Annotated in this window: 24 protein-coding genes; 15 read left to right on the forward strand and 9 right to left on the reverse strand. The window is 72.0% G+C overall.

What is annotated here, in order from left to right:
• Together Q8W71_RS03120 and Q8W71_RS03125 are read right to left on the reverse strand one after the other, a co-directional pair.
• Positions 1-3,244: helicase-related protein (locus tag Q8W71_RS03120; protein ID WP_370875333.1), on the reverse strand; the 3,244-nt coding region annotated here is incomplete at its 3' end.
• 116 nt (positions 3,245-3,360) lie between these two features.
• Positions 3,361-3,663 carry a hypothetical protein gene (locus tag Q8W71_RS03125; protein ID WP_305523864.1) on the reverse strand — a complete coding sequence of 101 codons (303 nt, stop codon included), beginning with the start codon at positions 3,661-3,663 and terminating at the stop codon, positions 3,361-3,363.
• A gap of 100 nt (positions 3,664-3,763) precedes the next feature.
• Between Q8W71_RS03125 and Q8W71_RS03130 the strand changes: the two genes are divergently transcribed.
• From Q8W71_RS03130 to Q8W71_RS03140, 3 genes are all read left to right on the forward strand, one after another.
• Entirely contained in the window at positions 3,764-4,111 is a 348-nt protein-coding gene (locus tag Q8W71_RS03130) for an ArsR/SmtB family transcription factor (protein ID WP_305523865.1), read from the forward strand.
• Between the two features lie 44 nt (positions 4,112-4,155).
• Positions 4,156-5,877, forward strand: coding sequence for an MFS transporter (locus tag Q8W71_RS03135; protein ID WP_305523866.1), 1,722 nt, complete (start codon positions 4,156-4,158; stop codon positions 5,875-5,877).
• Between the two features lie 140 nt (positions 5,878-6,017).
• Positions 6,018-7,163, forward strand: a complete 1,146-nt coding sequence (locus Q8W71_RS03140; RefSeq protein ID WP_305523867.1) for an SRPBCC domain-containing protein — start codon at positions 6,018-6,020, stop codon at positions 7,161-7,163.
• 37 nt (positions 7,164-7,200) lie between these two features.
• Here Q8W71_RS03140 and Q8W71_RS03145 read toward each other — a convergent pair whose 3' ends face one another.
• A complete protein-coding gene (locus Q8W71_RS03145; protein WP_305523868.1) occupies positions 7,201-8,124 on the reverse strand; it encodes a DUF3108 domain-containing protein in 924 nt (307 codons plus the stop codon).
• 294 nt (positions 8,125-8,418) lie between these two features.
• Between Q8W71_RS03145 and rpmB the strand changes: the two genes are divergently transcribed.
• The 3 genes from rpmB (at position 8,419) to Q8W71_RS03160 (ending at position 9,923) form a co-directional block, all read left to right on the forward strand.
• Positions 8,419-8,718, forward strand: coding sequence for a 50S ribosomal protein L28 (gene rpmB / locus Q8W71_RS03150; RefSeq protein WP_305523869.1), 300 nt, complete (start codon positions 8,419-8,421; stop codon positions 8,716-8,718).
• 163 nt (positions 8,719-8,881) lie between these two features.
• Positions 8,882-9,355 (forward strand): nuclear transport factor 2 family protein, encoded by a 474-nt coding sequence (locus tag Q8W71_RS03155; RefSeq protein WP_305523870.1) that lies wholly within the window; start codon positions 8,882-8,884, stop codon positions 9,353-9,355.
• Positions 9,356-9,362: 7 nt separating this feature from the next.
• A complete protein-coding gene (locus Q8W71_RS03160; RefSeq protein ID WP_305523871.1) occupies positions 9,363-9,923 on the forward strand; it encodes a TetR/AcrR family transcriptional regulator in 561 nt (186 codons plus the stop codon).
• A gap of 7 nt (positions 9,924-9,930) precedes the next feature.
• On the opposite strand, the gene cobT is transcribed toward Q8W71_RS03160, so the two are convergent.
• The 4 genes from cobT to Q8W71_RS03180 all read right to left on the reverse strand — a co-directional run bounded on the left by cobT (position 9,931) and on the right by Q8W71_RS03180 (position 14,297).
• Positions 9,931-11,838, reverse strand: a complete 1,908-nt coding sequence (cobT, locus tag Q8W71_RS03165; protein WP_305523872.1) for a cobaltochelatase subunit CobT — start codon at positions 11,836-11,838, stop codon at positions 9,931-9,933.
• A 5-nt stretch (positions 11,839-11,843) separates the two neighbouring features.
• Complete coding sequence (locus Q8W71_RS03170; protein ID WP_305523873.1) at positions 11,844-12,353, reverse strand: DUF29 domain-containing protein; 510 nt, start codon at positions 12,351-12,353, stop codon at positions 11,844-11,846.
• A 13-nt stretch (positions 12,354-12,366) separates the two neighbouring features.
• A complete protein-coding gene (gene cobS / locus Q8W71_RS03175) occupies positions 12,367-13,350 on the reverse strand; it encodes a cobaltochelatase subunit CobS (RefSeq protein WP_305523874.1) in 984 nt (327 codons plus the stop codon).
• Between the two features lie 320 nt (positions 13,351-13,670).
• Positions 13,671-14,297: a J domain-containing protein gene (locus Q8W71_RS03180; protein ID WP_305523875.1), complete on the reverse strand. Its 627-nt coding sequence runs from the start codon at positions 14,295-14,297 to the stop codon at positions 13,671-13,673.
• A gap of 109 nt (positions 14,298-14,406) precedes the next feature.
• Here Q8W71_RS03180 and Q8W71_RS03185 point away from each other — a divergent pair, with 109 nt between their 5' ends.
• Together Q8W71_RS03185 and arfB are read left to right on the forward strand one after the other, a co-directional pair.
• Entirely contained in the window at positions 14,407-14,688 is a 282-nt protein-coding gene (locus Q8W71_RS03185) for a BolA family protein (RefSeq protein WP_305523876.1), read from the forward strand.
• Positions 14,689-14,725: 37 nt separating this feature from the next.
• Positions 14,726-15,145 carry an alternative ribosome rescue aminoacyl-tRNA hydrolase ArfB gene (arfB, locus tag Q8W71_RS03190; RefSeq protein ID WP_305523877.1) on the forward strand — a complete coding sequence of 140 codons (420 nt, stop codon included), beginning with the start codon at positions 14,726-14,728 and terminating at the stop codon, positions 15,143-15,145.
• A 475-nt stretch (positions 15,146-15,620) separates the two neighbouring features.
• Here the strand turns inward: arfB and Q8W71_RS03195 are convergent, their stop codons facing one another.
• Both Q8W71_RS03195 and Q8W71_RS03200 read right to left on the reverse strand, forming a co-directional pair.
• A complete protein-coding gene (locus Q8W71_RS03195) occupies positions 15,621-16,409 on the reverse strand; it encodes a YoaK family protein (RefSeq protein WP_305523878.1) in 789 nt (262 codons plus the stop codon).
• Between the two features lie 84 nt (positions 16,410-16,493).
• Positions 16,494-17,501: a class I SAM-dependent DNA methyltransferase gene (locus tag Q8W71_RS03200; RefSeq protein ID WP_305523879.1), complete on the reverse strand. Its 1,008-nt coding sequence runs from the start codon at positions 17,499-17,501 to the stop codon at positions 16,494-16,496.
• Between the two features lie 69 nt (positions 17,502-17,570).
• Between Q8W71_RS03200 and Q8W71_RS03205 the strand changes: the two genes are divergently transcribed.
• The 7 genes from Q8W71_RS03205 (at position 17,571) to dmeF (ending at position 22,997) form a co-directional block, all read left to right on the forward strand.
• Positions 17,571-18,611: a ligase-associated DNA damage response exonuclease gene (locus Q8W71_RS03205; protein ID WP_305523880.1), complete on the forward strand. Its 1,041-nt coding sequence runs from the start codon at positions 17,571-17,573 to the stop codon at positions 18,609-18,611.
• 3 nt (positions 18,612-18,614) lie between these two features.
• Positions 18,615-19,133 (forward strand): hypothetical protein, encoded by a 519-nt coding sequence (locus tag Q8W71_RS03210; RefSeq protein WP_305523881.1) that lies wholly within the window; start codon positions 18,615-18,617, stop codon positions 19,131-19,133.
• The gene (locus Q8W71_RS03215; RefSeq protein WP_305523882.1) at positions 19,130-20,848 is read left to right on the forward strand and encodes a cisplatin damage response ATP-dependent DNA ligase; all 1,719 of its coding nucleotides are present in this window, start codon (positions 19,130-19,132) and stop codon (positions 20,846-20,848) included. Before Q8W71_RS03210 ends, Q8W71_RS03215 begins: the two co-directional genes overlap by 4 nt.
• On the forward strand, positions 20,845-21,384 hold the full coding sequence (locus tag Q8W71_RS03220; RefSeq protein WP_305523883.1) for a YjbQ family protein: 540 nt from the start codon (positions 20,845-20,847) through the stop codon (positions 21,382-21,384). Before Q8W71_RS03215 ends, Q8W71_RS03220 begins: the two co-directional genes overlap by 4 nt.
• A 28-nt stretch (positions 21,385-21,412) precedes the next feature.
• On the forward strand, positions 21,413-21,580 hold the full coding sequence (locus Q8W71_RS03225; protein WP_305523884.1) for a hypothetical protein: 168 nt from the start codon (positions 21,413-21,415) through the stop codon (positions 21,578-21,580).
• A 78-nt stretch (positions 21,581-21,658) separates the two neighbouring features.
• The gene (locus Q8W71_RS03230; RefSeq protein ID WP_305523885.1) at positions 21,659-21,940 is read left to right on the forward strand and encodes a hypothetical protein; all 282 of its coding nucleotides are present in this window, start codon (positions 21,659-21,661) and stop codon (positions 21,938-21,940) included.
• Between the two features lie 91 nt (positions 21,941-22,031).
• On the forward strand, positions 22,032-22,997 hold the full coding sequence (dmeF, locus tag Q8W71_RS03235; protein ID WP_305523886.1) for a CDF family Co(II)/Ni(II) efflux transporter DmeF: 966 nt from the start codon (positions 22,032-22,034) through the stop codon (positions 22,995-22,997).
• The last annotated feature ends 1 nt before the right edge of the window (position 22,998 follow it).

The following is a 22,998-nucleotide window of genomic DNA, read 5'->3' on the forward strand; positions in this document are numbered from 1 at the left end:
GGCGCGGACCGCCCTCGCCCTCAGGGCGCCGCTCGCCGCCGGCGGCGCGGCGCTGGTCGGGCCGGCCGCCCTCGGGGCGCGCCCCCTCGGGCCGGCCGCCCTGGCCCGCGTCCCGGCCGCGGCCGGCGCCGCGCGGGCGGTTCTGCGGCCGGGCCTGGGGCTGGCGCTGGTAGCGCTGGAGCCGCCAGACCTCGACCTGGGGGACCTCGACGGGGGCGCTCTCGCTATCGGCAGCCTCGGACGCCTCGGCGGACGGCGCCGCCGCGACCGATTCGGCGGGGGGCTCGCCATCCGTCCCGGCCCCGTCCGTGTTGGCGGGCGCCGACGCGGCGACGGGCTCGGCGTCCTCGCCGGCCCGCTCGGACGCGCCGTCCGCGGCGGACGCCGCCTCGGGGACGGTCTCCTCGGGGGCAGCCTCCTCGGTGGTGGCCTCCTCGGCGATGGTCTCCTCGGCGACGGCCTCCTCCGCGGCGACCGGCTCGGCGACGGCCTCCTGGGGGGCGTCCTCGCCGGGACCCGCCGCCTCGGTCGCCTCGGCCGCGACCGTCGTCTCGAGGTCGGCGAGCGCCGCCTCCTCGGTCACGGCGGTCGGGACGGCCTCTTCCACGGCCTGTTCGCCCGCGCCGGCCTCGGTCGCGGCCTGGGATGGGGCCGTCTCGTCCGGGCTGCCGGCCTTGGCGGGCGCCTGCGCCGCGTCCGGTACCGCCGCGTCCGTCGCCGCCGCGTCCGCCGCGGCCTCCGGTCCGGCCGCCAGGGTCTCGGACCCGGCGGCCGCCGAGGGGGCGGCCGGGGCGGTCGCGGCGGCGGGCAGCAGCGGCACGGTGACCGCCGGTCCGGGCCGCGTCTCGGAGACGTAGCCCAGCGATTTCAGGATCGAGGCGAAGTCCTCGCCCGAGCAGCCGACCAGCGAGGTCATGCCGACGGTGGCGACGAACCCGTCCCCGTCGGCGGTGCCGTCCGGCGCCGCGCCGGGCGTGGTGCCGGGGCGGTAGGCGATCGCCGGGCGGATCAGGTCGGCCAGCCGCTCCAGGATGTCGACCCGCACCGCCCGCTCGCCGCAGACGCGGAAGCCCGCCGCCCGGTAGAGCCCCTTGGCGATCTCGCGGTCGACCTTGATCGAGGTGCGGCCGGACCCGGCCAGATGCGCGATCTCGTCGAGGCCGCGCTGGTCGAGGCCGCCGTTGCGCAGGGCCCAGAGCTGCGCCGCCAGCGTGCGCGGAGCCGGCTTCAGCAGCGCGGGCAGGAAGATGTGGTAGGCGCCGAAGCGCACCCCGTGCCGGCGCAGCGCCCCGCGGCCGTCCTGGTCGAGGCTGCGCATCTCGTGGGCGACCTTGGCGCGCTCCAGCACGCCCAGCGCCTCGACCACCTGGTAGCCGATGCCCTTCGACAGCCCGGTGAGGTCGGCGGCCGTCTCGATCTCCATCAGCGGGCCGAGCAGCCGGACGATCTGCGCCTTCAGCCACGCGTCGAGCCGCGCCTCCACCCGCTCCCGGTGGCCGCCGGCGAGGCTGTCGTCGGCGAGCAGGCGGATCTGGGGGGCGAACAGCTTGTCGCCGGGGGCGAGCTTGGCCACCGGCGCGCCGGTCCAGCGGATCGTGCCGTCGTGGCTGAGCACGAGGGAGGCGTCGGGCGTGGCCGCGAAGCGCTCGGCGCGCGCCTCGATCTCGCCGGCGAGCGCCTTCTCGGCGGCGCTGCGCAGGGTCTTGGCCTCGTGCCCCTCGGCGCTCGCGTCCGGCACGAACAGGAATCCGTGCAGGTGACCGACGTGCTGACCCTCGACGGTCACGTCCCCGTCGGGGGTAATCTGGGCTTCGAGCATCGTGTTCTCTCTCAGGCGCCGCATCAGGACGCTGGTGCGCCGGTCGACGAAGCGGCTCGCGAGACGTTCGTGCAGGGCGTCTGACAGCCTGTCCTCTACCCGACGCGTCTCGCCCTGCCAATGTTCGGGGTCGCGCAGCCAGTCGGGCCGGTTGGCCACGAAGGTCCAGGTCCGCCCCTGGGCGATCCGGCGGGACAGGGTGTCGATGTCGCCGTCGACCCGGTCGATCATCGCCACGTGCTCGGCGAACCACGTGTCGGGGATGCGCCCGGCCATGCCCTTCATCAGGAACCGGTAGAGCTGGGCCACGAGGTCGGCGTGGGTCTGGGGGTGGACCTTGCGGTAGTCCGGCACCCCGCACACGTCCCAGAGCCGGCGCACCGCGGCGGGGCCCCGCGCCATGTCGCGGATGTCGTCCTCGCGCATGAGGATCTCCAGCGCCTGCTGGTCCTCGCCCATCGGCGCCCGGGTCAGCCCCGCCTCGTGCGGGTGCTCGTCGAGGCTCCCCTGGAGGGCCTCCAGGCTGCCGAAGCTGAGGTCCGGGTTGCGCCATTGCAGGATGCGCAGGGGATCGAAGTCGTGGCTTTCCAGCCGCTCGACCAGCTCCGCCTCGAAGGGCGGGCAGCGGCCGGTGGAGCCGAAGGTGCCGTCGGAGAGGTGACGCCCGGCGCGCCCCGCGATCTGGCCCATCTCCGCCGGGGTCAGGCGGCGGAAGCGGGTGCCGTCGTATTTCCAGTTCGCGGCGAAGGCGACGTGGTCGACGTCGAGGTTGAGGCCCATCCCCACCGCGTCGGTGGCCACGAGGTAGTCCACGTCGCCGGACTGGTAGAGCTCGACTTGGGCGTTGCGGGTGCGGGGCGAGAGCGCGCCGAGCACCACCGCCGCGCCGCCCCGCTGGCGCCGGATCAGCTCGGCGATGGCGTAGACCTCCTCCGCCGAGAACGCGACGATCGCCGTGCGCCGGGGCAGCCGCGACAGCTTCTTCTCCCCCGCGAAGGTGAGCTGCGAGAGGCGCGGGCGGGTGGTGGTGTGAACGTTCGGGATCAGGTCCTGCACCAGCGGCAGGATCGTGCCCGAGCCGATCAGCAGGGTCTCCTCGCGGCCGCGGACGTAGAGCAGCCGATCGGTGAAGACGTGGCCGCGGTCCATGTCGGCGCCGAGCTGGATCTCGTCGATGGCCACGAACGCCACGTCGAGGTCGCGCGGCATCGCCTCGATCGTGCAGATCCAGTAGCGCGGCCGGTCCGGCTTTATTTTTTCCTCTCCCGTCACCAGCGCGACCTTGTCGGGGCCGACCTTGGCGACGACGCGCAGAAAAACCTCCCGGGCGAGCAGCCGCAGGGGCAGCCCGATCATGCCGGTCGGGTGGGCGAGCATGCGCTCGATGGCGAGGTGGGTCTTGCCGGTGTTGGTCGGCCCCAGCACCGCCGTGACCCCGCGGGCGCGGGCGTGGCGGGGCAGGGAGCGCCGGTCGGAGCGGAACGGGGCGTCGATAATCGGCGGTTCCTCGGGACGGAAGACCGTCGGGGGGAGGAGCCCCGTCAATAGCGGCGGGACCAGCGCCTCTCATATGGGACGCCGCCGCCGTCGCCGCCAACCTGCGGCGTTATGAACGGGTACACGTCGATCTGCATGTTGGCGGCCGGCCCCTGCGGCGCCACGTCGGCGCACAGCGTCTGGGGCACCGCCACCAGCGGGCCGCGCTGGGGGCCGTCGACCACCTGGGCCGAGGAGTAGGCGTCGCCGCCGCAATCGGAGCCGGAGCCGGCATCGAGCGAGCCGGCCGCGGCCGGGGCGGCACCGAGGAGGGCGAGGAGGGGGAGGAGGGGGAGAAGCGTGCGCATGGCGCGATTGGACGGCGCGGAGCGTTAAGGACCCCTCTCCGGGGCGAGCCTCCCCGCGATCACGGTTGACATTAAACCATATGGTTTTACAAAAACCGATATGGTTGACAGATCGGATCAACGTCTCGACGCCATCTTCCACGCGCTGGCCGATCCCACCCGGCGCGCGATCCTCGGCATGCTGGCGCAGCGCGAGCACGCCATCGGCGAACTCGCCCCCGCCTTCCCGATCTCGGGCGTCGCCGTCTCGAAACACGTCCGGACGCTGGAGGCCGCCGGCCTCGTGACGCGGCGCGTGCGGGGGCGGTCCCACCTGTGCCGGCTGGATCCCGTGGCGCTGCTCGAAGCGCATCGCTGGCTGGGCGGCTACCAGCGCTTCTGGTCCGAGCGCCTCGACGCGCTGGAAGCCCTGCTGGAGGAGATGAAGCGCGAGCCCGACGGCCGCTGACCTCCGGCACGGCCACCGACCCGAAACGAGCAGGGAGGACGAGGATGACGCAGGACGCCGCCTATCATCCGGCCGGAGCGCCGACCGGAGCGTCGGCTCGCCGCGCCCCGGCCCCGGTGGAGGCGGCCGCGCCGGCGGGGGACAGCGGCCGGATGCGCCGCGTGGTCGTCGCCTCCTCCCTCGGCGCGGTGTTCGAGGCCTACGACCTCGTCCTGTACGGGCCGATGGCGGCGATCATCGCCCGCACCTTCTTCTCGGGGCTGGACGAGGCCTACGCCTACGTCTTCGCCCTGCTCTCGGCGGCGGTCAGCTACCTCGCGCGCCCGTTCGGCGGCCTGATCTTCGGCCGCCTCGGCGACCTCGCCGGGCGCAAGTACGCGTTCCTGCTCACCATCGTGGTGATGGGCGGCTCCACCGTGCTCATCGGCCTGCTGCCCTGCTACGCGGCGGTCGGGATCGCCTCGCCGATCCTGCTGATGAGCCTGCGCTTCGTGCAGGGGCTCGCCTTCGGCGGCGAGTTCGGCGGCGCCGTGACCTACATCGCCGAGCACGCCAGCGCCCGGAACCGCGGGCTGGCCACCAGCGCGGTCGGCATCACCATGGCCTGCGGGCTGATCCTCGCCATCCTGGTGGTGCTCGCCTGCGAGACCCTGCTCGGCAAGGCCGCCTTCGAGGCCTGGGGTTGGCGGATCCCCTTCCTGCTCTCGGCCGTGCTGATGCTAGTCTCGGTCTACATGCGCCTGCGCCTTCAGGAATCGCCCCTGTTCCTGCGCATGCGCAGCGGCGGCGGCCTCGCGAAGCGGCCGGTGCGGGAGGCGCTGGGCCAGTGGCGCTACCTGCGCACCGGCCTGCTCGTGCTGTTCGGCGCCGTGGCCGGGCAGTCGGTGGCGACCGCGACCGGCGCCTACCCGATCTACCTGCTGATGCTGAACCTGAAGATCGACCCGTTCCTGCTGCACTACACGATCCTCGGCTACAGCACCGGCCTCGTCGCCTGCCTGATCGCCGCCGGCTGGCTCTCGGACCGGGTCGGCCGCAAGCCGGTGATGCTCGCGGGTTTCATCGGCACCGCCCTCGTCGCGCTCCCCGTGTTCCAGGCGGTCACGCACCGCGCCCACCCGGCCCTGGAGACGGCGATGGCCGCCCATCCCGTGGTGGTGGCGGCCGACCCCGCCGGGTGCAGCCGCCAGTTCGATCCCCTCGGCCTCGCCCCGTTCCGGACGCCCTGCGACGTCGCCCGCCGGGCGGTCGCCAAGCTCGGGATCCCCTACGAGACCCGGGCGGTCGAGGCCGGCGCGCCGGCGCAGGTTCTGGTCGGCGCGGCGGCCGTGGCGGCCTTCGACGGGCGCGGGATGGACAAGGCGGCGTTCGACGCGGGCAACGCCGCGTTCGGCCGCAGCCTCGCGGCGGCCCTGAGCGAGGCGGGCTACCCGGCCAGGGCCGACCCGGCGCGCACCGACGTGCCGGCCCTGATCGGGCTGCTCGTGCTCCTCAACGCCTTCGTGGCGCTCGCCTCCGCCCCGCTGGCCGCGTGGATGATCGAACTCGTCCCCACCCGCATCCGCAGCACGGTGCTGTCGCTGGCCTACAACCTCGGCGGGCTGTTCGGCGGCTTCTTCCCGGCCATCGCCTTCTCGGCCTTCACGGCGACCGGGAGCCTCTACGCCGGCCTGTGGTACGCGACGGCCGTGCTCGCCGTCTCCGCGGCGGTCGCGGCGCTGTTCCTGCCCGAAACCCGGGGCCGACCCCTCGACGCGGTCGCGTGAGGCGCGGCCCCCCGGTCTGCACTCAGAGCCGTCCCCGACCGCGTTGCGATCGGGAACGGCTCTAAGTCATTGTTTTGACGCGCTCTCCTTCGCCGAACCGGCATCCACTTCGGCGGCGAGCGCTCTTGGAGGGACCCACGATGTCGGACGACACACGCGTCGCCGTCGTGCTGGTGCGCCAGCTCAACGCCCCGCGGCGGACGGTGTTCGAGGCCTGCACCGACCCGCGGCGGCTGGCGCGCTGGCTGGCGCCGGCGGCCGGCGAGGTCCGCTCGGTCACCGGCGACCCGCGGGTGGGCGGTCTGTTCCGGCTCGACGGCGTCGATCCGAACGGGCAGGCCTACGCCGTGCGCGGCACATACCTGGAGATCGTGCCGGACCGCGGCCTGCTGATGACGTGGCTGTTCGAGGGGGCCGCGCCGCTCGGCGGCCCGCCCTCCCGGGTCCGGATCGACCTGCGCGCCCTCGGCGCCGACACGACCGAGATGACCCTGTCGCACGAGCGGATCGACGATCAGGCCGTGGCCGACCGCTACGGGACGGCGTGGGCGATCTGCCTCGACCGGCTGCGCTGGTCGACGGATCCCAAGCCCGAGGGGGCCGTGTTCCGCTCGCCGCTGGGGCAGATCGGCAGCCTCTACGGCGACCGGCACCGGGTCCTCCAGGACGCCTTCGGGACCCGGCCGCTGGCCAACCGCCTGCGCGGCCTGTCCGTCACCAGCGCGATGACCGACGCGCAGATGCGGTTCGTGGCGGGGCGCGACGCCGTCTTCCTGACCACGATCGACCATCGCGGCTACCCGACCTGCTCCCACAAGGGCGGCCAGCCCGGCTTCGTGCGGGTGCTCGACGCCGCCACGCTCGAAATCCCGAGCTACGACGGCAACGGCATGTACCTCAGCGCCGGCAACGTGGCGGAGAACCCGAAGGTTGGCCTGCTGTTCATCGATCTCGAGCGGCCGCACCGGCTGCGGGTCCACGGGACGGCGTCGCTGCTGCGCGACGCGGGGGCGCTGGAGGCCCATCCCGGCGCGGAGCTGGTCCTGCGGGTCGCGATCCTGGAGATCTTCGCCAACTGCCCTCGCTACATCCACCGCTATCGCCGCGTGGCGACCTCGCGCTTCGCGCCCGGCGAGGACCGGGCGGGGGAGGTGCCGGCCTGGAAGACCATCGACGTCGTCCGCGACGCGGTGCCGGAGCGGGACCGCACGCGGATGGAGCGCTCCGGCGCGGCGCCGATCACGATCGAGACCTACCGGGAGCGTCTGGAGCGCGGCGAGACGTGACCGCGCCCCGTCGACGCCCTCGACGCGCCGGTCGCGGCTACTGGCCCGGCAGGCTCGCCTGCGCCATCGCCGGTGCGGGCGGTGCGGCCTGCGCGGCACCGGCGGTCGGCGCGGCGGGGCCCGTCCAGCGCGTCGCCTCGATGATGTTGGTGCCGATCTGGGTGAGCACCGCGATGCGCAGCGGGATCAGCACCCGCGTCCCCTCCACGGGGGCGAGCCAGACCGACATCTCGCGGTTGTCCTCCATGAACTTCACCCCGGGCCGGTCGGGCCGGTGGCCGGCGATCGCCTGGTAGCGGGCGGTGCACACGAGCACCGGCCCGGCATAGCCCGGCTTCTGCACCTCGCGGGTCTCGGCGTAGCTCAGCACGACGTTGAAGCGGGTGGCGCCGTCGAACACCGGCAGCGTCCGGTTGCAGTTCTCCGGATCGGTCGGGGCGCCCTGGGCGCGCACCGGCATCACCAGGGCGCTCGCCGGATCCATGATCCCGCGCCGGTTGGCGGCGGTGACCGGCACGCGGTCCTGCATGTCGAGGAGCGGCGGCGTGATCTCGGTCTGCACGACGTTGCCGCGGGCGAGCGCCATGCGCACCGCGATCCCGGCATGCGCCGTGCGGGTGGCGATCGAGAAGGTGCCCGGCACCGGTCCGGCGCCGAGGACGCCCGAGGCGCGGGCCGAGCCCTGGCCGCCGGTGATCGCGCCGACGAGGCCGGTCAGCGTCGCCGAGACGTCCATGGTGTAGCGGTCGCGCTCGAACGCCCCGGCGAGATGCGCCGTGCCGATCGGCAGGCCCGCGAGGTTGATCCCGTACTCCACCGCCACCGCGGTCGTGCCGGGCTTGGCGGCCTTGGCCGCCCGCGAGCGGGCCTCGGCGGGGGCGTGGAGCAGGATCGGCCCGGCGATCCCGACGAGCAGTCCGGCGCAGAAGAGGGCGGCGCTCCGCAGAGTCTTGACGCGCATGGTCCGGATCGAATCCTGAGGTCCGCGCCGGTCGCCCCGCGCGGGATGAGGGTCGGTTATCCGCACCGCATGGTTAACAGACGGTTGGGCCGGCTCCTGTCGCGGCCGCGCCACGGGGCGCACTCTTCGTGACCGGCTTCGCCTTGACGGGACGGGCCCCCCTCGCCTATAGGCTCGCGCCTTCAACAGGACTCCGCCGGACCTGGACGGACGCACGGGCGCGGCCCGAGGCGCGCGACGATCGCGCCGGCTGCGGCCCACCCTCGGCGGAACGAGACGGGATCAAGCATCATCATGGCGCGCCGCTGCGAACTCACCGGCAAGGCCGTTCAGGTCGGTCACCTCGTGAGCCACTCGAACCGCAAGACCAAGTGCCGGTTCCTGCCGAATCTCTGCAACGTCACGCTGCAGTCGGACACGCTGGGCAAGCGGGTGCGCCTGCGCATCACCGCCCACGCCCTGCGCTCGGTAGAGCACCGCGGCGGCCTGGACGCGTTCCTCGTCAAGGCCTCCGAGGGCGAGCTGTCGCAGACTGCCCGCCTGCTGAAGCGCGAGATCCACAAGAAGCTCGCCGAGGCCCCGGCCGCCGCCTGAGGCGTCCACCCGCGCTGTCTCAGAGAGCGGCGGTTCGCGCGAGGCGAGCCGCCGTTTTCGCGCGTCTAGGGGATCGGCCAGGGCTCGACGGCTTGACGGGCCGGCTCCGCTTTGTACCAATCGGTACAGACCGAGCCGGTCGTCCGAGCCGTGGAAGCAAAGCATGTCCGAGAGCCGCCCGCCGCTGCCGCCCTTCGACCGCGAGGCGGCGCTCCGCAAGGTGCGCGCCGCCGAGGACGGCTGGAACGGCCGCGACCCGCACAAGGTCGCCCTGGCCTACACCCCGGACAGCCGCTGGCGGAACCGCACGGACTTCTTCTCCGGCCGCGACGCGATCGTCGCCTTCCTCACCCGCAAGTGGGAGGCGGAGCGCGAGTACCGGCTGATCAAGGAACTCTGGACCTTCGGCGGGGACCGGATCGCGGTGCGCTTCGCCTACGAGTTCCACGACGCGGACGGGGCGTGGTTCCGGGCCTACGGCAACGAGAACTGGGAATTCGACGGCCACGGCCTGATGCGGGCGCGCCACGCCAGCATCAACGACCTGCCGATCTCCGAGGGCGAGCGCCTGTTCCGCTGGGACCGGTCCGGCCCGCGGCCCGACGACCATCCGGGCCTGTCGGACCTCGGCCTGTGACGCGGGCGTGAGCCGCCGCGGCCGCGAGCGGGCCGAGGCGGTCGCCGCCCTCGCGGAGGTGTTCCGCACGCACGGCTACGAGGGGGCGAGCCTGTCGGCGATCACCGCCGGGACCGGGCTCGGCAAGGGCAGCCTCTACCACCTCTTCCCCGGGGGGAAGGCGGAGATGGCCGCCGCCGTGCTGGCCGAGATCGACGCCTGGTTCGAGGCGGCAGTTTTCGCGCCCCTGCGTGACGGGCCGGACGCGGCGGCGGCGATCCGGCGGATGCTGCGCGAGACCGACGCCTACTTCCGGTCCGGGGGCCGCGCCTGCCTCGTCGGCGCCTTCGCCCTCGACGGGACGCGCGACCGGTTCGCGGCGCGGATCGGCGGCTACTTCGCGGCGTGGCGGGCGGCGCTGGCCCAGGCCCTCGCCCGTGCCGGCCGGGACGCAGCAGCCGACCGGGCCGAGCACGCGGTGCTGGCGATCCAGGGGGCGCTGGTGCTGGCCCGGGCCCTCGACGACCCGGCCGTGTTCGGCCGGGCGCTCGCCCGGCTGGAAGCCGAGCTGCTGCCCCCTCCCGGGTAGGGGACCCTCAGCGTCGCCCGCCCGCGGCGCGCTGGGGCTGCCGGACCGGCGCCGGGGCGCCGTCCTCCTCGAACAGCTCCGCGAGCTTCTCCGTCATCGCGCCGCCGAGTTCCTCGGCGTCGATGATCGTCACGGCGCGGCGGTAGTAGCGGGTCACGTCGTGGCCGATGCCGATCGCCAGGAGCTCCACCGGCGAGCGGGTCTCGATGTCCTCGATCATCCAGCGCAGGTGGCGCTCCAGGTAGTTGCCGGCATTCACCGACAGGGTCGAGTCGTCGACCGGCGCGCCGTCGGAGATCACCATCAGGATCTTGCGCTGCTCGGGCCGGCCGAGCAGGCGCTTGTGCGCCCAGTCCAGCGCCTCGCCGTCGATGTTCTCCTTGAGCAACCCCTCGCGCATCATCAGCCCGAGGTTCTTCCGCGCACGGCGCCAGGGAGCGTCCGCGGCCTTGTAGACGATGTGGCGCAGGTCGTTCAGGCGCCCGGGGGAGGGGGGCTTGCCGGCCGCCAGCCACGCCTCGCGCGACTGCCCGCCCTTCCACGCCCGGGTGGTGAAGCCCAAGATCTCGACCTTCACCCCGCAGCGCTCCAGCGTCCGCGCCAGGATGTCGGCGCAGGTCGCCGCCACGGTGATCGGCCGCCCGCGCATCGAGCCCGAGTTGTCGAGCAGCAGCGTGACGACCGTGTCGCGGAAGTTGGTGTCCTTCTCCTGCTTGAAGGAGAGCGGCTGGAACGGGTCGATCACCACCCGCACGAGCCGGGCGGGGTCGAGGGTGCCTTCTTCCAGGTCGAAGTCCCAGGCGCGGTTCTGCTGGGCCAGCAGCCGCCGCTGGAGGCGGTTTGCGAGCCGCCCGACCACGCCCTGGAGATGGGAGAGCTGCTTGTCGAGGTAGCTGCGCAGCCGCGCCAGCTCGTCGGCGTCGCACAGCTCCTCGGCGTGGACGACCTCGTCGAACTTCGCGTTGAACACCCGGTACTCGGGGCCCCGCGCCTCGTTGCCCTGCCGCTGCGGCGGCCGCCACGATTCGGAGGCCTCCTCCGATTCCGCGTCCTCGGCCTCGTCGGGCAGCTCGCCCGACGGCGCGTCGGCGGATTCCTGGGCGCCCTCCTCGATCTCGTCGGAGGCCTCCTCCGAGGTCTCGATTTCGGCGCGCTCGCCCTGGCTCTTCTCCTCCGAATCGCCCTCGCTCGGGTTCTGCTCGTCGTCCTGGGCCTCGTTGTCGTCGTCGTTCTCGTCGTCCTCCGGGTCGAAGGGCGTCTCGTCCGACATGTCGAGGGAGGAGAGCAGGTCGCGCACGGAGCGGGCGAAGGCGCGCTGGTCCTCCAGGGTGCCGATCAGCCCGTCGAGGTTCGGGCCGGCCTTGGCCTCGATGTGCTCGCGCCACAGGGAGACGATCTTGGCCGCGGCCTCCGGCGGGCGCTGGCCGGTCAGCCGCTCGCGCACCATCAGCGCCACCGCATCCTCCAGCGGCGCGTCGGCCCGGTCGGTGATGGTCTCGTACTTGCCGCCGCGGTGGTAGCGGTCCTCCAGCATCGCGGCGATGTTGCTCGCCACCCCCGCCATCCGGCGCGAGCCGATCGCCTCGACCCGGGCCTGCTCCACCGCGTCGTAGACGGCGCGCGCCGCCGCGTTCTCGGGGGCGAGGCGGCGGTGCAGCGCCACGTCGTGGCAGCCGAGCCGCAGCGCCATCGCGTCGGCGTTGCCGCGCAGCACCGCCACGTCCTGGACCGAGAGCTTGCGCGGCGGCTCGGGCAGGCGGGCCTTGTCGCCGGTCAGCGCCGGGCGGTCGGTGGCGTAGGTCACCTCCACCTCCGACCGCCGGGCGATGGCGCGCAGGCACCCGGCCACCGAGCGCTTCAGGGGCTCGGCGACGGGCTCGCGGCGCTCGCCGGTCTTGCGGTTGGAGAGGGACATGCGGGCTATTTCTTCACCGAATCGAGATCGAAGGGCCGTTCAAGAAGATCCTCCCAATCGTAAGGGCAGTTCGGCGGAAATTCGTCCGGCTGAAGGTTACATTCGTCCGCCGCCCAGTCGCGGGAAATCGGGTAGATATCCTCGCGGATCGTTTCGAGATGTTGCTTCAGACCCGGGTTCTTCCGGAGGATCTTCGCGTAGCGACGCCTCTGCTCACGGATCGAGTAGATCCAGCTCGGTGTGCGCTTCTCCGGCTGCTGGTCCCACTTGAGCATATGGATCATGAGGACGCGAAGAGCGCTTTCCAACTGACTGTACTGCGCGTTCCCCACGTCGCTCAGCTCCTCGGCGATATTGTCGAGGTCGAGCGCATCAACCCGGCCAGCGCGGAGCAGTGCGATCTGCTCCTGCACCCAGGTGTAGAGGTCGTCCTCATGGCGCGTGCGGCCGGGCGCCGCCGGAGGGGCGTCCGTCGCTTCCATCACCTCAGCCGGATGCGCCATCGCCTCCTCCATGCGGGTCGGCCGTTCAGCTCAGCGCGACGTTCAGCGCGCTCTCGGGCAGCTCCTTGCCGAAGGCGCGCTGGTAGAACTCCGCCACCAGGGTGCGCTCCAGCTCGTCGCACTTGTTGAGGAAGGTCACCCGGAAGGCGAAGCCGATATCCTTGAAGATGTCGGCGTTCTCGGCCCAGGTGATCACCGTGCGCGGGCTCATGACGGTCGACAGGTCGCCGTTCATGAAGGCGTTGCGGGTAAGGTCGGCCACGCGCACCATGCGGTTGACGACGTCGCGGCCCTGGTCGCCCCGGTAATGGGTCGCCTTCGAGAGCACGATGTCGACCTCGCGGTCGTGCGGCAGGTAGTTCAGCGTGGTGACGATCGACCAGCGGTCCATCTGGCCCTGGTTGATCTGCTGGGTGCCGTGATAGAGGCCGGACGTGTCGCCGAGGCCGACCGTGTTGGCGGTGGCGAACAGCCGGAAGGCCGGGTGCGGGCGGATCACCCGCTTCTGGTCGAGCAGCGTCAGCCGCCCCGAGACCTCCAGCACGCGCTGGATCACGAACATCACGTCCGGGCGGCCGGCATCGTACTCGTCGAACACGAGCGCGACGTTGTTCTGGAGCGCCCAGGGCAGGATGCCGTCTTGGAAGGCGGTGACCTGCTTGCCGTCCTGGAGCACGATCGCGTCCTTGCCGACGAGGTCGATGCGCGAGACGTGGCTGTCGAGGTTGATCCGGATGCAGGGCCAGTTCAGCCGCGCGGCGACCTGCTCGACATGGGTCGACTTGCCGGTGCCGTGGTAGCCGGTGACCATCACGCGGCGGTTGCGGGCGAAGCCGGCGAGGATGGCGAGCGTCGTCTCCCGGTCGAAGATGTAGTCCGGATCGACGTCCGGCACGTGCTCTTCCCGCTCCGCGAAGGCCGGGACCTTGAGGTCGAGGTCGATGCCGAACACGTCGCGGACGGAGACGGTGCGGTCTGGCAGCGTGGCGGGCGTGTCGTCGGAGAGCATTCGGGACCTCGTGAGGCGCGGGACCGCCCCGGAGGGACGGGTCTCGCGCGGGAAGATTGTCGGGCCGGGCGTCCGCGGCGCGGACCCCTCATAGAGCCGCGCCCGACCGCGTTGCAATCGGGCCCGCCTCCAAGGTCTTGTTTCAACGCGCGCTCGTCTCGCCGAACCGGTGTCCACGTCGACGCAGAGCGCTCTGGACGGCGGCGCGCCGGGGCGCCGCCGCGAGCCTGTCGCCTCTCATATAGGCGCGGACCGCCCGGTTCCGACCCGTGCGCGGAGCGGGCGGGGCGTGCATCGATCGTGCCGCCCGCCGGAACCGCTCAGCACAGGCCCGCGGCGCGCAGCACGTCGTGGGCGCGGATGATGTCGCGCAGCCGATCCTCGAAGGAGCGGTCGCCGCCGTTGGCGTCGGGGTGGAAGCGCTTCACCAGGGTCTTGTACTGCGCCTTGATGGCGGCGGTGTCGGCGCCCTCGTCGAGGCCCATCACGTCGAGCGCCTTGCGCAGGGCGGCCGAGCGGCGCGGCCGCTCCGGCTCGGCGGCCTTGGCCCGCCCGCGGGCGTCGCCGACCCCGCCCGCGCGCAGGATGCCGAGCGGATCGACGTAGGCCCAGTCCCGCACCGCGTCGGCCTCCGGCTTCTCGGGGCCGGCCCGGTTCACGCCCATCGCCCAGGTCGGGCGGTGACCGATGATCGCGTCCTTCTGGTAGGCCTGGACGGCGGCGTCGTTCATCCCGTCGAAGTAGTTGTAGGCGGCGTTGTAGGCGCGCACGTGGTCGATGCAGAAGCGCCAGTACTGCCCCTCCGCCTTGCGCCCCTTCGGCGCCCGGTGCAGCCCCGGCTGCCCGCAGCCCGGGCTCTCGCAGGCCGGCTCGGCGGCAGCCGCCTTCGGCTCGTCGCAGGACGGCTTGATGCGGATGCTGTCGAACAGGCGCGAGTTGAGATCCATGACGGGCCGATTATGAGGGGGCGAGACCGAGACACAAGGGCGCCGGGCCTGATGACGCATGCGCCGGATCGGGCTTGACGGACGGGACGGGCGCGGGAGCGGTGGGACGATGGCCGAGGCGACGCTGCGGGACTGGATCGAGGGCAGGCTGCGGGCGGAACTCGCGCCCGCCCACCTCGACGTGATCGACGAATCGCACCTGCACGCGGGCCATTCCGGCGCGCGCCCGGGGGGCGAGACCCATTACCGGCTCGATGTCGTGGCGGCGGCCTTCGAGGGCAAGAGCCGGGTCGAGCGCCACCGGCTCGTCAACGGGCTGCTCGACGAGGCGTTCAAGCGCGGGCTGCACGCCCTGGCGCTGCGCGCGCGCGCGCCCTCGGAGACGGCGTAACGCGGCGCTGGGCTCGGACTTCAGGAGGAGGGCGGTCGTGGCGCTGGTCTGCACCCCTCAGATCGCCATCGACGAGGCGGAGCTGGCGGAGAGCTTCGTGCGCGCCTCGGGCCCCGGCGGGCAGAACGTCAACAAGCTCTCGACCGCCGTGCAGTTGCGCTTCGACGTGCGCCGCTCGCGGGCGCTGCCCGACGCGGTGGCGGTGCGGCTGATGCGGCTCGCCGGACGGCGGCTCACGGACGAGGGCGTGCTGGTCATCAACGCGCAGCGATTCCGCACCCAGGAGCGCAACCGGGCCGACGCCCGGGAGCGGCTGGCCGCCCTGGTGGCCGAGGCCGCGGTGCCGCCGACCCCGCGCCGGCCGACCCGGCCGACGCTCGCCTCGAAGAAGCGCCGGCTCGACGAGAAGACCCGGCGCGGCGCCACCAAGCGCATGCGCGGGGCGCCGGCGGATTAGGGGCGGAGCGCCGTCGGCGGGGCGTATGGGGTCTGCTTGGGGTAGTTTGCAGACCTAATGTCGAGTGTCTATGATAGTCACAACCATCTCAGCTTCGGCTACCTGTGCCGATCCCTTCCAAACATTCACGAGATTTTCGCTAGGCTGGGGATCGATACTCCAAGCCGCCTGCGTTTCTCGTTTCCTTAGCTCGGGGAATGCGCGAGCAATTATTTCCTGCATCCAACCCCGGTAGTTGCTCCGGCGTTCTTGCAGAACAGCCGTTTTACCTCTGTATGTTAAGACATATGTATAGAGGGGCATCTTTATCCTCCGTCGAGTCAGATTGGACTCAAAGGGGTATTGTCCGCAATGTATCGAAATCAGCTCCCGTCAATTGGACGTCGACCCTGATGGGCCCTCCGACGCGGACGCCGACGCCGCGGCGAAGGACACGCCCGAGCCGGCGTCGGGCGAAGCGGGATCCGGCCGCCCGTCAGTGGATCGGGTCGATCACCTGCGCCTTCGGGCTGGCGTCCGGGGCGGGGGCGGAGCCGGCCACCAGCGGGCTGCCGGGCTTGGCCAGGGTCAGCGCGATGGCGATCAGGGCCAGCACCGCCGCCAGCGCGGCCGGGAACAGGAAGGCGGTCTCCCCGTAGCGGATCTGGAGCAGGCCGCCGAGGACCGCGCCGGTGCTGAGGCCCGCCCAGAGCGGCGCCTGGATCCAGAACGAGGGCGCCACCGTGCCCATCAGCAGGTTGGCGCAGCCGGTGCCGAAGCGGACGACGGCGCCGGTGACGTAGGTGAGCGCCAGCGAGCGTCCGCCCTCGTCCTGCAGGGTCGCGTTCTGGAGCCCCAGCGCCAGGACGATCGGGTAGGCGTGCAGCGGGTAGGCGAAGGTGCCCCACGGCATCAGCAGCCCGATCGCCAGCAGGGCCGCCTGGACCGTCAGCAGCACCGCGAGCCGCCAGCGCCCGACCCAGGCGGCGAGCAGCGTGCCGAGGAAGGCGCCGAAGCAGAACACCGCGATGGTGCTCGCCACGCGGGTGACGTTCTCCCAGTCGGCATTGGCCACCGCCACGCCGAAGCGGGTGGTGTTGCCCGACATGAACGACATGAAGAGCTGCGAGAATTCGAGGAAGCCGATCGAGTCGGCGCAGCCCGCCAGCGCCGACAGCGCGATGGCGAAGGGGATGCGCGTCCGGGGATCGGCCGGGAACGACTTGTCCTCGGGTGCCGCCGGCTTGGCCGCCGCGCTTCCCTGCTCACCCGCCTGTCCCGCCATCCCTCGTCCCGATCTCCGTGGCCGCGGCGCGCGGCCGACAGTCAATCGACGAGGGCGCAACGGGTTTCATCCTGCAAACCCAACTTATGTCTGTATCCCCGCGTGCGGTGCCACGATCTCCGCGTGCGGTGCCCCATGGCCGCGGCGCAGCACGGCGACCCGGCCCGGCACCGGCCGGCCCCGCTCCCGCCGAACGTCGGCGGCCGCGCAGGTCAGGATCGCCAGGCCTGCCCCCGCCGCCGCGGCGGCGAGGTGGGCGTCCGGGTGGGCGTAGCGGCCGTCCGCGCCGAGGATCGCGCCGCTGGCCGCCCCGACGACTGCCCCCGGCGCATCGGCGTCCGGCGACTGCACGGTGAAGGCCGCGAGCCCCTCGGGGCGCAGCACCCGCGCGATCTCCCGGAGCACGGGGGCGAGGTCGGCCACGTAGATGAACACGTCCGCCGCGAGGCAGAGGTCGGCCGAGGCCGCGGGCTCCCCCGCGAGGAAGGCGCCGAGCTCCGCCGTCACGAGGCGGTCGTACACAGCCTTGGCGCGGGCCCGGGCCAGCATCTCCGGGGAGAGATCGACGCCGCCGAGGTGGCCGACCCGGTCGCGGATCGCGGCACCCATCAGGCCGGTGCCGCAGCCGAGGTCGAGCGCCGCGGCGAAATGCGCCGGCTCGGCGGGCAGCGCCGTCCGGAGCAGGGCCGGGCCGACATAGTGCAGGCCGTCGACGAGATGCGCCTCGAAGCGCGGGGCGTAGCCGTCGAACAGGGTGCGGAGATAGGCCGGCGACAGGGCCGCCGGATCCGCCCCGCAGCCCAGCCGCGCGAGGTGCATCCCGGCGCCCAGCGCGTCGGCGGGGTCGGCGGCGCGGGCGGCGGCGTAGGCTGCGCGCGCGCCGTCGCGGTGAGCCGGGTCGCCGTCCAGCCCGAACAGCCCCTCGCGCGCCCGGCCGAGCAGGAGCCACGCGGCGGCGTAACCCGGCGCCAGCGACAGCGCCTGCTCGGCGAGGTCGGCGGCCCCTGAGAAATCGCCGTCGGCGAGGCAGCCCTCCGCGTACAGGTAGCGGCGGTCGGCCAGGATGTCGCCGGAACTGTGCTGGGGTCGCATGCGTCGGTCGCGTCGGGGGCGCCTATATACCGGCGCTCCCGGCGGACGCCACGCCCCCGAACGAGCCCGATGCCGACACGCGCGAGCGACCTCCTCACCCTGACCCGCGAGGGCCTGTACTGCCCGCTGGGCGACTTCCACGTCGATCCGACCTGGCCGGTGCCGCGGGCGCTGATCACCCACGGCCACGCCGACCACGCCCGCGCCGGCCACGGCCGCGTGCTCGCCACGCCCGAGACCCTGCGGATCATGGCGACCCGCTACGGCGAGGCGTTCTGCGCGGCACGCCAGGAGGCCGAACTCGGGCAGGCGATCCGGATCGGCGACGTGACTGTGCGCTTCGCCCCCGCCGGCCACGTGCTCGGCTCGGCGCAGATCGCGGTCGAGCGGGAGGGGATGCGGGTGGTGGTCTCGGGCGACTACAAGCGCGCCCACGACCCGACCTGCCGGCCGTTCGAGGTCGTGCCCTGCGACGTGTTCATCACCGAGGCGACCTTCGGCCTGCCGGTGTTCACGCATCCCGACACGCGCGACGAGGTGCGCAAGCTCCTCGACTCGCAGCGGCTGTTCCCGGAGCGCACCCACATCGTCGGCGCCTACGCGCTCGGCAAGGCGCAGCGGGTGATGGCGCTGCTGCGGGAAGGGGGCTGGGACCGCCCGATCCACCTGCACGGGGCGATGGAGAAGCTGACCGAGCTGTACAAGCGCGAGGGGCTCGCGCTCGGCGAGACGCCGAAGGTCGTGGCCGCCGAGCGCAAGGAACTGGCGGGCGCCATCGTGATCTGCCCGCCCTCGTCGATCCAGGACCTGTGGTCGCGCAAGTTCCCCGATCCGGTGACCTGCTTCGCCTCGGGCTGGATGCGGGTGCGCGCCCGCGCCCGCCAGAAGGGCGTCGAGCTGCCGCTGGTGATCTCCGACCACGCCGACTGGCCGGACCTGTGCCGCACCATCCGCGACACGGGCGCCGGCGAGGTCTGGGTCACCCACGGGCAGGAGGACGCGCTGGTGCACTGGTGCGGCACGCAGGGCATCCGCGCCAAGCCGCTGCATCTTTTAGGGTACGGCGAGGATGAGGAAAACACGGCCTCGATTTTGGAAGCTTCGGCATAGTCGATGAACTATATCAAGGGAAACATAGCTGAACTCGGATTGATTGTGGCCTTGGTGGCGGCAGTCATAGGACTTATGCAGCTTGTTTATCAAATAAAATCAGGAAACAGGAAAGTAAGCTCAATAAAATCAAAAATTGCTGGACAAGAGAGGGCGTGGATCAACGAAACGAATGAGCTAATAGAGGAAGTTGCTTTAGTGAAATTTACCAATAATGGCCTAGTTCCTGATGCTGTCGAAGGAGCTAGATTTGAAGTATTTGCAGGAGATGATGCAGGCAAATGGGATTTATTGGATGTGGTAGGGGCAGATAAGGAATTCCAGATTTCAATGCCGATCCGTCTCGATCCGGCCGCTTCTATTGAAGTTCGTTTTGCATTCAGCAAAGAACGCTCCGAATTAATAAAAAATAATAGGGTAATATTTGTGCAGAAATTCATGAGACAGGCAAATGAATCGAGAAAAGAATTCGCTGTAAGATATGGTAGATTTACGTTCCCGGACGATGGTGCCGAAACGTGAACGACTTCGCCCACCTCCTCGACCGCCTCGCCTACGAGCCCCGCCGCAACGCCAAGCTGCGCCTGCTCCAGGACTATTTTTCGCGCACGCCGGACCCGGAGCGGGGCTACGCGCTCGGCGCCATGACCGATTCGCTCAGCTTCCGCGAGGCCAAGCCGGCGCTGATCCGGGGGCTGGTGGAGGAGCGGATCGATCCCGTGCTGTTCCGGCTCTCGCACAACTACGTCGGCGACCTCGCCGAGACCGTGGCGCTGATCTGGCCGGCGCCGCTCCCGCCCGCGGCGGAGTCCCCCGGCATCGGCCACAACAACCCGCCCCCCCACATCCCGTCGCTCGCCGAGGTGGTCGAGACGCTGGCGGGCATCCCCAAGCGCGAGCTGCCGGGCCATCTCGCCGGATGGCTCGACGCCCTCGACGAGACCGGGCGCTGGGCGCTGCTGAAGCTCGTGACCGGCAACCTGCGGGTCGGCGTCTCGGCGCGGCTCGCCAAGACGGCGGTGGGCGCGCTCGGCGGCCACGGGGCGGACGCGGTGGAGGAGGTCTGGCACGGCCTCACGCCGCCCTTCGCGGGTCTGTTCGCCTGGGTCGAGGGCCGGGCCGAGCGGCCCGAGACCCTGAACCCGGCCCCGTTCCGGCCGCCGATGCTCTCGCACCCGATCGAGGAACGCGACGACCTCGACAAGCTGGAGCCCGAGGCGTTCTCCGCCGAGTGGAAGTGGGACGGGATCCGCGTGCAGCTCGTCGGCGGCCGCGACCGGGCGGGTCGGCAGGTCAAAAAAATCTACTCGCGCACGGGGGAGGACATCACGGGGGCGTTCCCCGATCTCGCCGAGGCGATCACCTTCGCGGGCACCCTCGACGGCGAGCTGCTGATCCTGCGCGCGGGCCGGGTGCAGAGCTTCAACGTGCTCCAGCAGCGCCTCAACCGGAAGGCGGTGACGGCCAAGCTCCTGGAGGAGTTCCCGGCCCATGTCCGCGCCTACGACCTCCTGACCAGCGACGGCGAGGACCTGCGCGGCGAGCCCTTCTCCGTGCGCCGCGGGCGGCTCGAAGCGGTCATCACGCGATTGGATCACGCCCGGGTCGACATCTCGCCCCGCGTGCCCTTCGCCGACTGGGACGCGCTGGCCGCCGCCCGCGCCGACCCGGCCTCGGTGGGGGCGGGGGAGGACGCGGACGCGATCGAGGGCGTGATGCTCAAGCGCCGCAACAGCGCCTACCTGCCGGGCCGCCCCAAGGGCCCGTGGTGGAAGTGGAAGCGCGAGCCCTACACGGTCGACGCGGTGATGATGTACGCCCAGCGCGGGCACGGAAAGCGCTCGTCCTTCTACTCGGACTACACGTTCGGCGTGTGGCGGGCGGCGCCCGAGGGCGGGGACGAGCTGGTGCCGGTGGGCAAGGCCTATCACGGCTTCACCGACGCGGAGTTGCAGAAACTCGACCGCTACGTCCGCAACCACACGACCAAGCGCTTCGGCCCGGTGCGCGAGGTCGCCCACGGGCGCGAGGCCGGGCTGGTGCTGGAGATCGCCTTCGAGGGCGTGCAACGCTCCACCCGGCACAAGTCCGGGGTCGCCATGCGCTTCCCCCGGGTCGGCCGGATCCGCTGGGACAAGCCCCCCGCGGAGGCCGACCGGATCGACGTGCTGGAGCGGATTCTCGCCCGCGGCGAGCGCGAGGTGATGCCCGGCGAGACCTTGAAGGAGCAGGCATGAGGACGGGCAGGAAACCGGGCGGGAAACTGGGAACCATCGGATCGGTGGAGACCCTGGCCGCCGGGCCGGCGACGCGGCAGGCCACCGGCCGGCTGACGATCGCGACGCCCGGCCCCGGCTTCACGGACTTCACCGCGGCGGTGGCCGGCTTCGTGCGCGACAGCGGCGTGACCCACGGCCTCGTCACGGTGTTCTGCCGGCACACCTCGGCCTCGCTGACCATCCAGGAGAACGCCGATCCGGACGTGCAGGCCGACCTGATGACCGCGCTCGACGGCCTCGCCCCGCGCGGGGCCGGCTACGTCCACGGCGCCGAGGGGCCGGACACATTACAAAGCCGGCCCCAGTACGTTCACTCGGCCGAAGGCCCTGACGATATGCCCGCCCATATCCGGACGATGCTGACCGATTCGAGCATGTCGATCCCAGTCATAGAAGGGCGACTCGCGCTCGGCACGTGGCAAGGCATTTACCTCATCGAGCACCGGGACAGGTCGCACCAGCGCGAGATCTTGCTACAAATCATTGGTGCTTAGCTGTTTGGTTGCGGAACGTCGTTGGGACATGGCACGTTGGGCGCTCATAACGAGCGGCGCCGCCCGCCCGTCCGCTGACGCGGGCCAGCCCGCCCCCGACCTGACCCTCAGCGCGTCGGTCGCCGAGAAAGGGCACGGCCGCATCGAGACGCGGCGCCTGAGCGTCAGCCACGACTGCGTGGCCCCTCTCGGCTGACCGGGGGCCGCCCAGATCTGCCGGATCGAGCGGATCCGCCAGACGAAAGGTCGGATCAGCCGCGGGATCGCCTGCGCGGTGACCAGCCTCACGCCCGAGCAAGCCGATCCCGACGCCCTACTGGCGCTCTGGCGCGACCACGGGCTGATCGAGACCCGCCCGCACTGGCGCCGCGACGTGATCCTGCGCGAGGAGGGCCGCCGCATCCGCACAGGGGCCTGCCCGCAGGCCATCGCCGCGCTGCGCAATGCCATGCTCCGCCTTGTGAAGGACGCCCCCGGGCCGCTGCGCGCGATCCGCGAAGCCTTCGCCGAAAACAGGCACCGCGCCATCAAAGCCGCTCAGCAGGGCTTTCTTTGAAGCGTCCTGCGGCCTCCCGCGCTCGCGTTCCGGCGCGCGCGGGGGCATGCTAGCCCTGCCGTCCGACCCCACCGCCCGCCAGAGGACGGCCATGCACGCGCACTCGCTCGAACCCTGGACCCACGGTCACGTCTTCCTCGGCGAGCGGCACGACCGGCACGAGCGGCGGACCTGGGCCGTCGTGGCGCTCACCGCCGTCACGATGGTCGCCGAGATCGCGGGCGGCACCTGGCTCGGATCGATGGCGCTGGTGGCCGACGGCTGGCACATGTCGACGCACGCGGCGGCCCTCGGCATCGCCGCGCTCGCCTACCGCTTCGCCCGGCGGCACGCGCACGATCCGCGCTTCACCTTCGGTACGGGCAAGTTCGGGGATCTCGCGGCCTTCGCGAGCGCGATCATCCTCGGGCTGGTCGCCCTGCTGATCGGCTTCGAGAGCCTCGACCGGCTGATCCACTCGGTCGCGATCGGCTACGGGCAGGCGATCCCGATCGCCCTGGTCGGCCTCGCCGTGAACCTCGCCAGCGTCTGGCTGCTGCACGACGACCACCACCACACGCACGATCACCATGGGCATGAGAACCACGGGCACGATCACCACGGGCACGACCACCACGACCACGGTCACGACACCAACTTCCGCGCGGCCTACGTCCACGTGATGGCCGACGCGCTGACCTCGGTGCTGGCGATCGTCGCGCTGCTCGGCGGGCTCTACGCGGGCTGGACGTGGCTCGATCCGGTGATGGGTCTCGTCGGCGCGGCCGTGATCCTGGCGTGGTCCTGGAGCCTGCTGCGGGCGGCCGGGCTCGTGCTCCTCGACGCCGCCCCGGCGCCCGCGGTGTCGGCCGCGATCCGCGCGCGGCTGGAGCGGGACGGGGACCGGGTGAGCGACCTGCATCTCTGGCAGGTCGGGCCGGGTCACCGCGCGGCGGTGATCGCGGTCGTCAGCGACGCCCCGCGCCCGCCCGCGCACTACAAGGCGCTGCTCGCCGACCTCGCCGGCCTCAGCCACATCACCGTGGAGGTGCAGCCGTGCCCCGGGCACGCGCCGTAGG

Source organism: Methylobacterium amylolyticum (assembly GCF_030700245.1).
Taxonomy (GTDB): Bacteria; Pseudomonadota; Alphaproteobacteria; order Rhizobiales; family Beijerinckiaceae; genus Methylobacterium.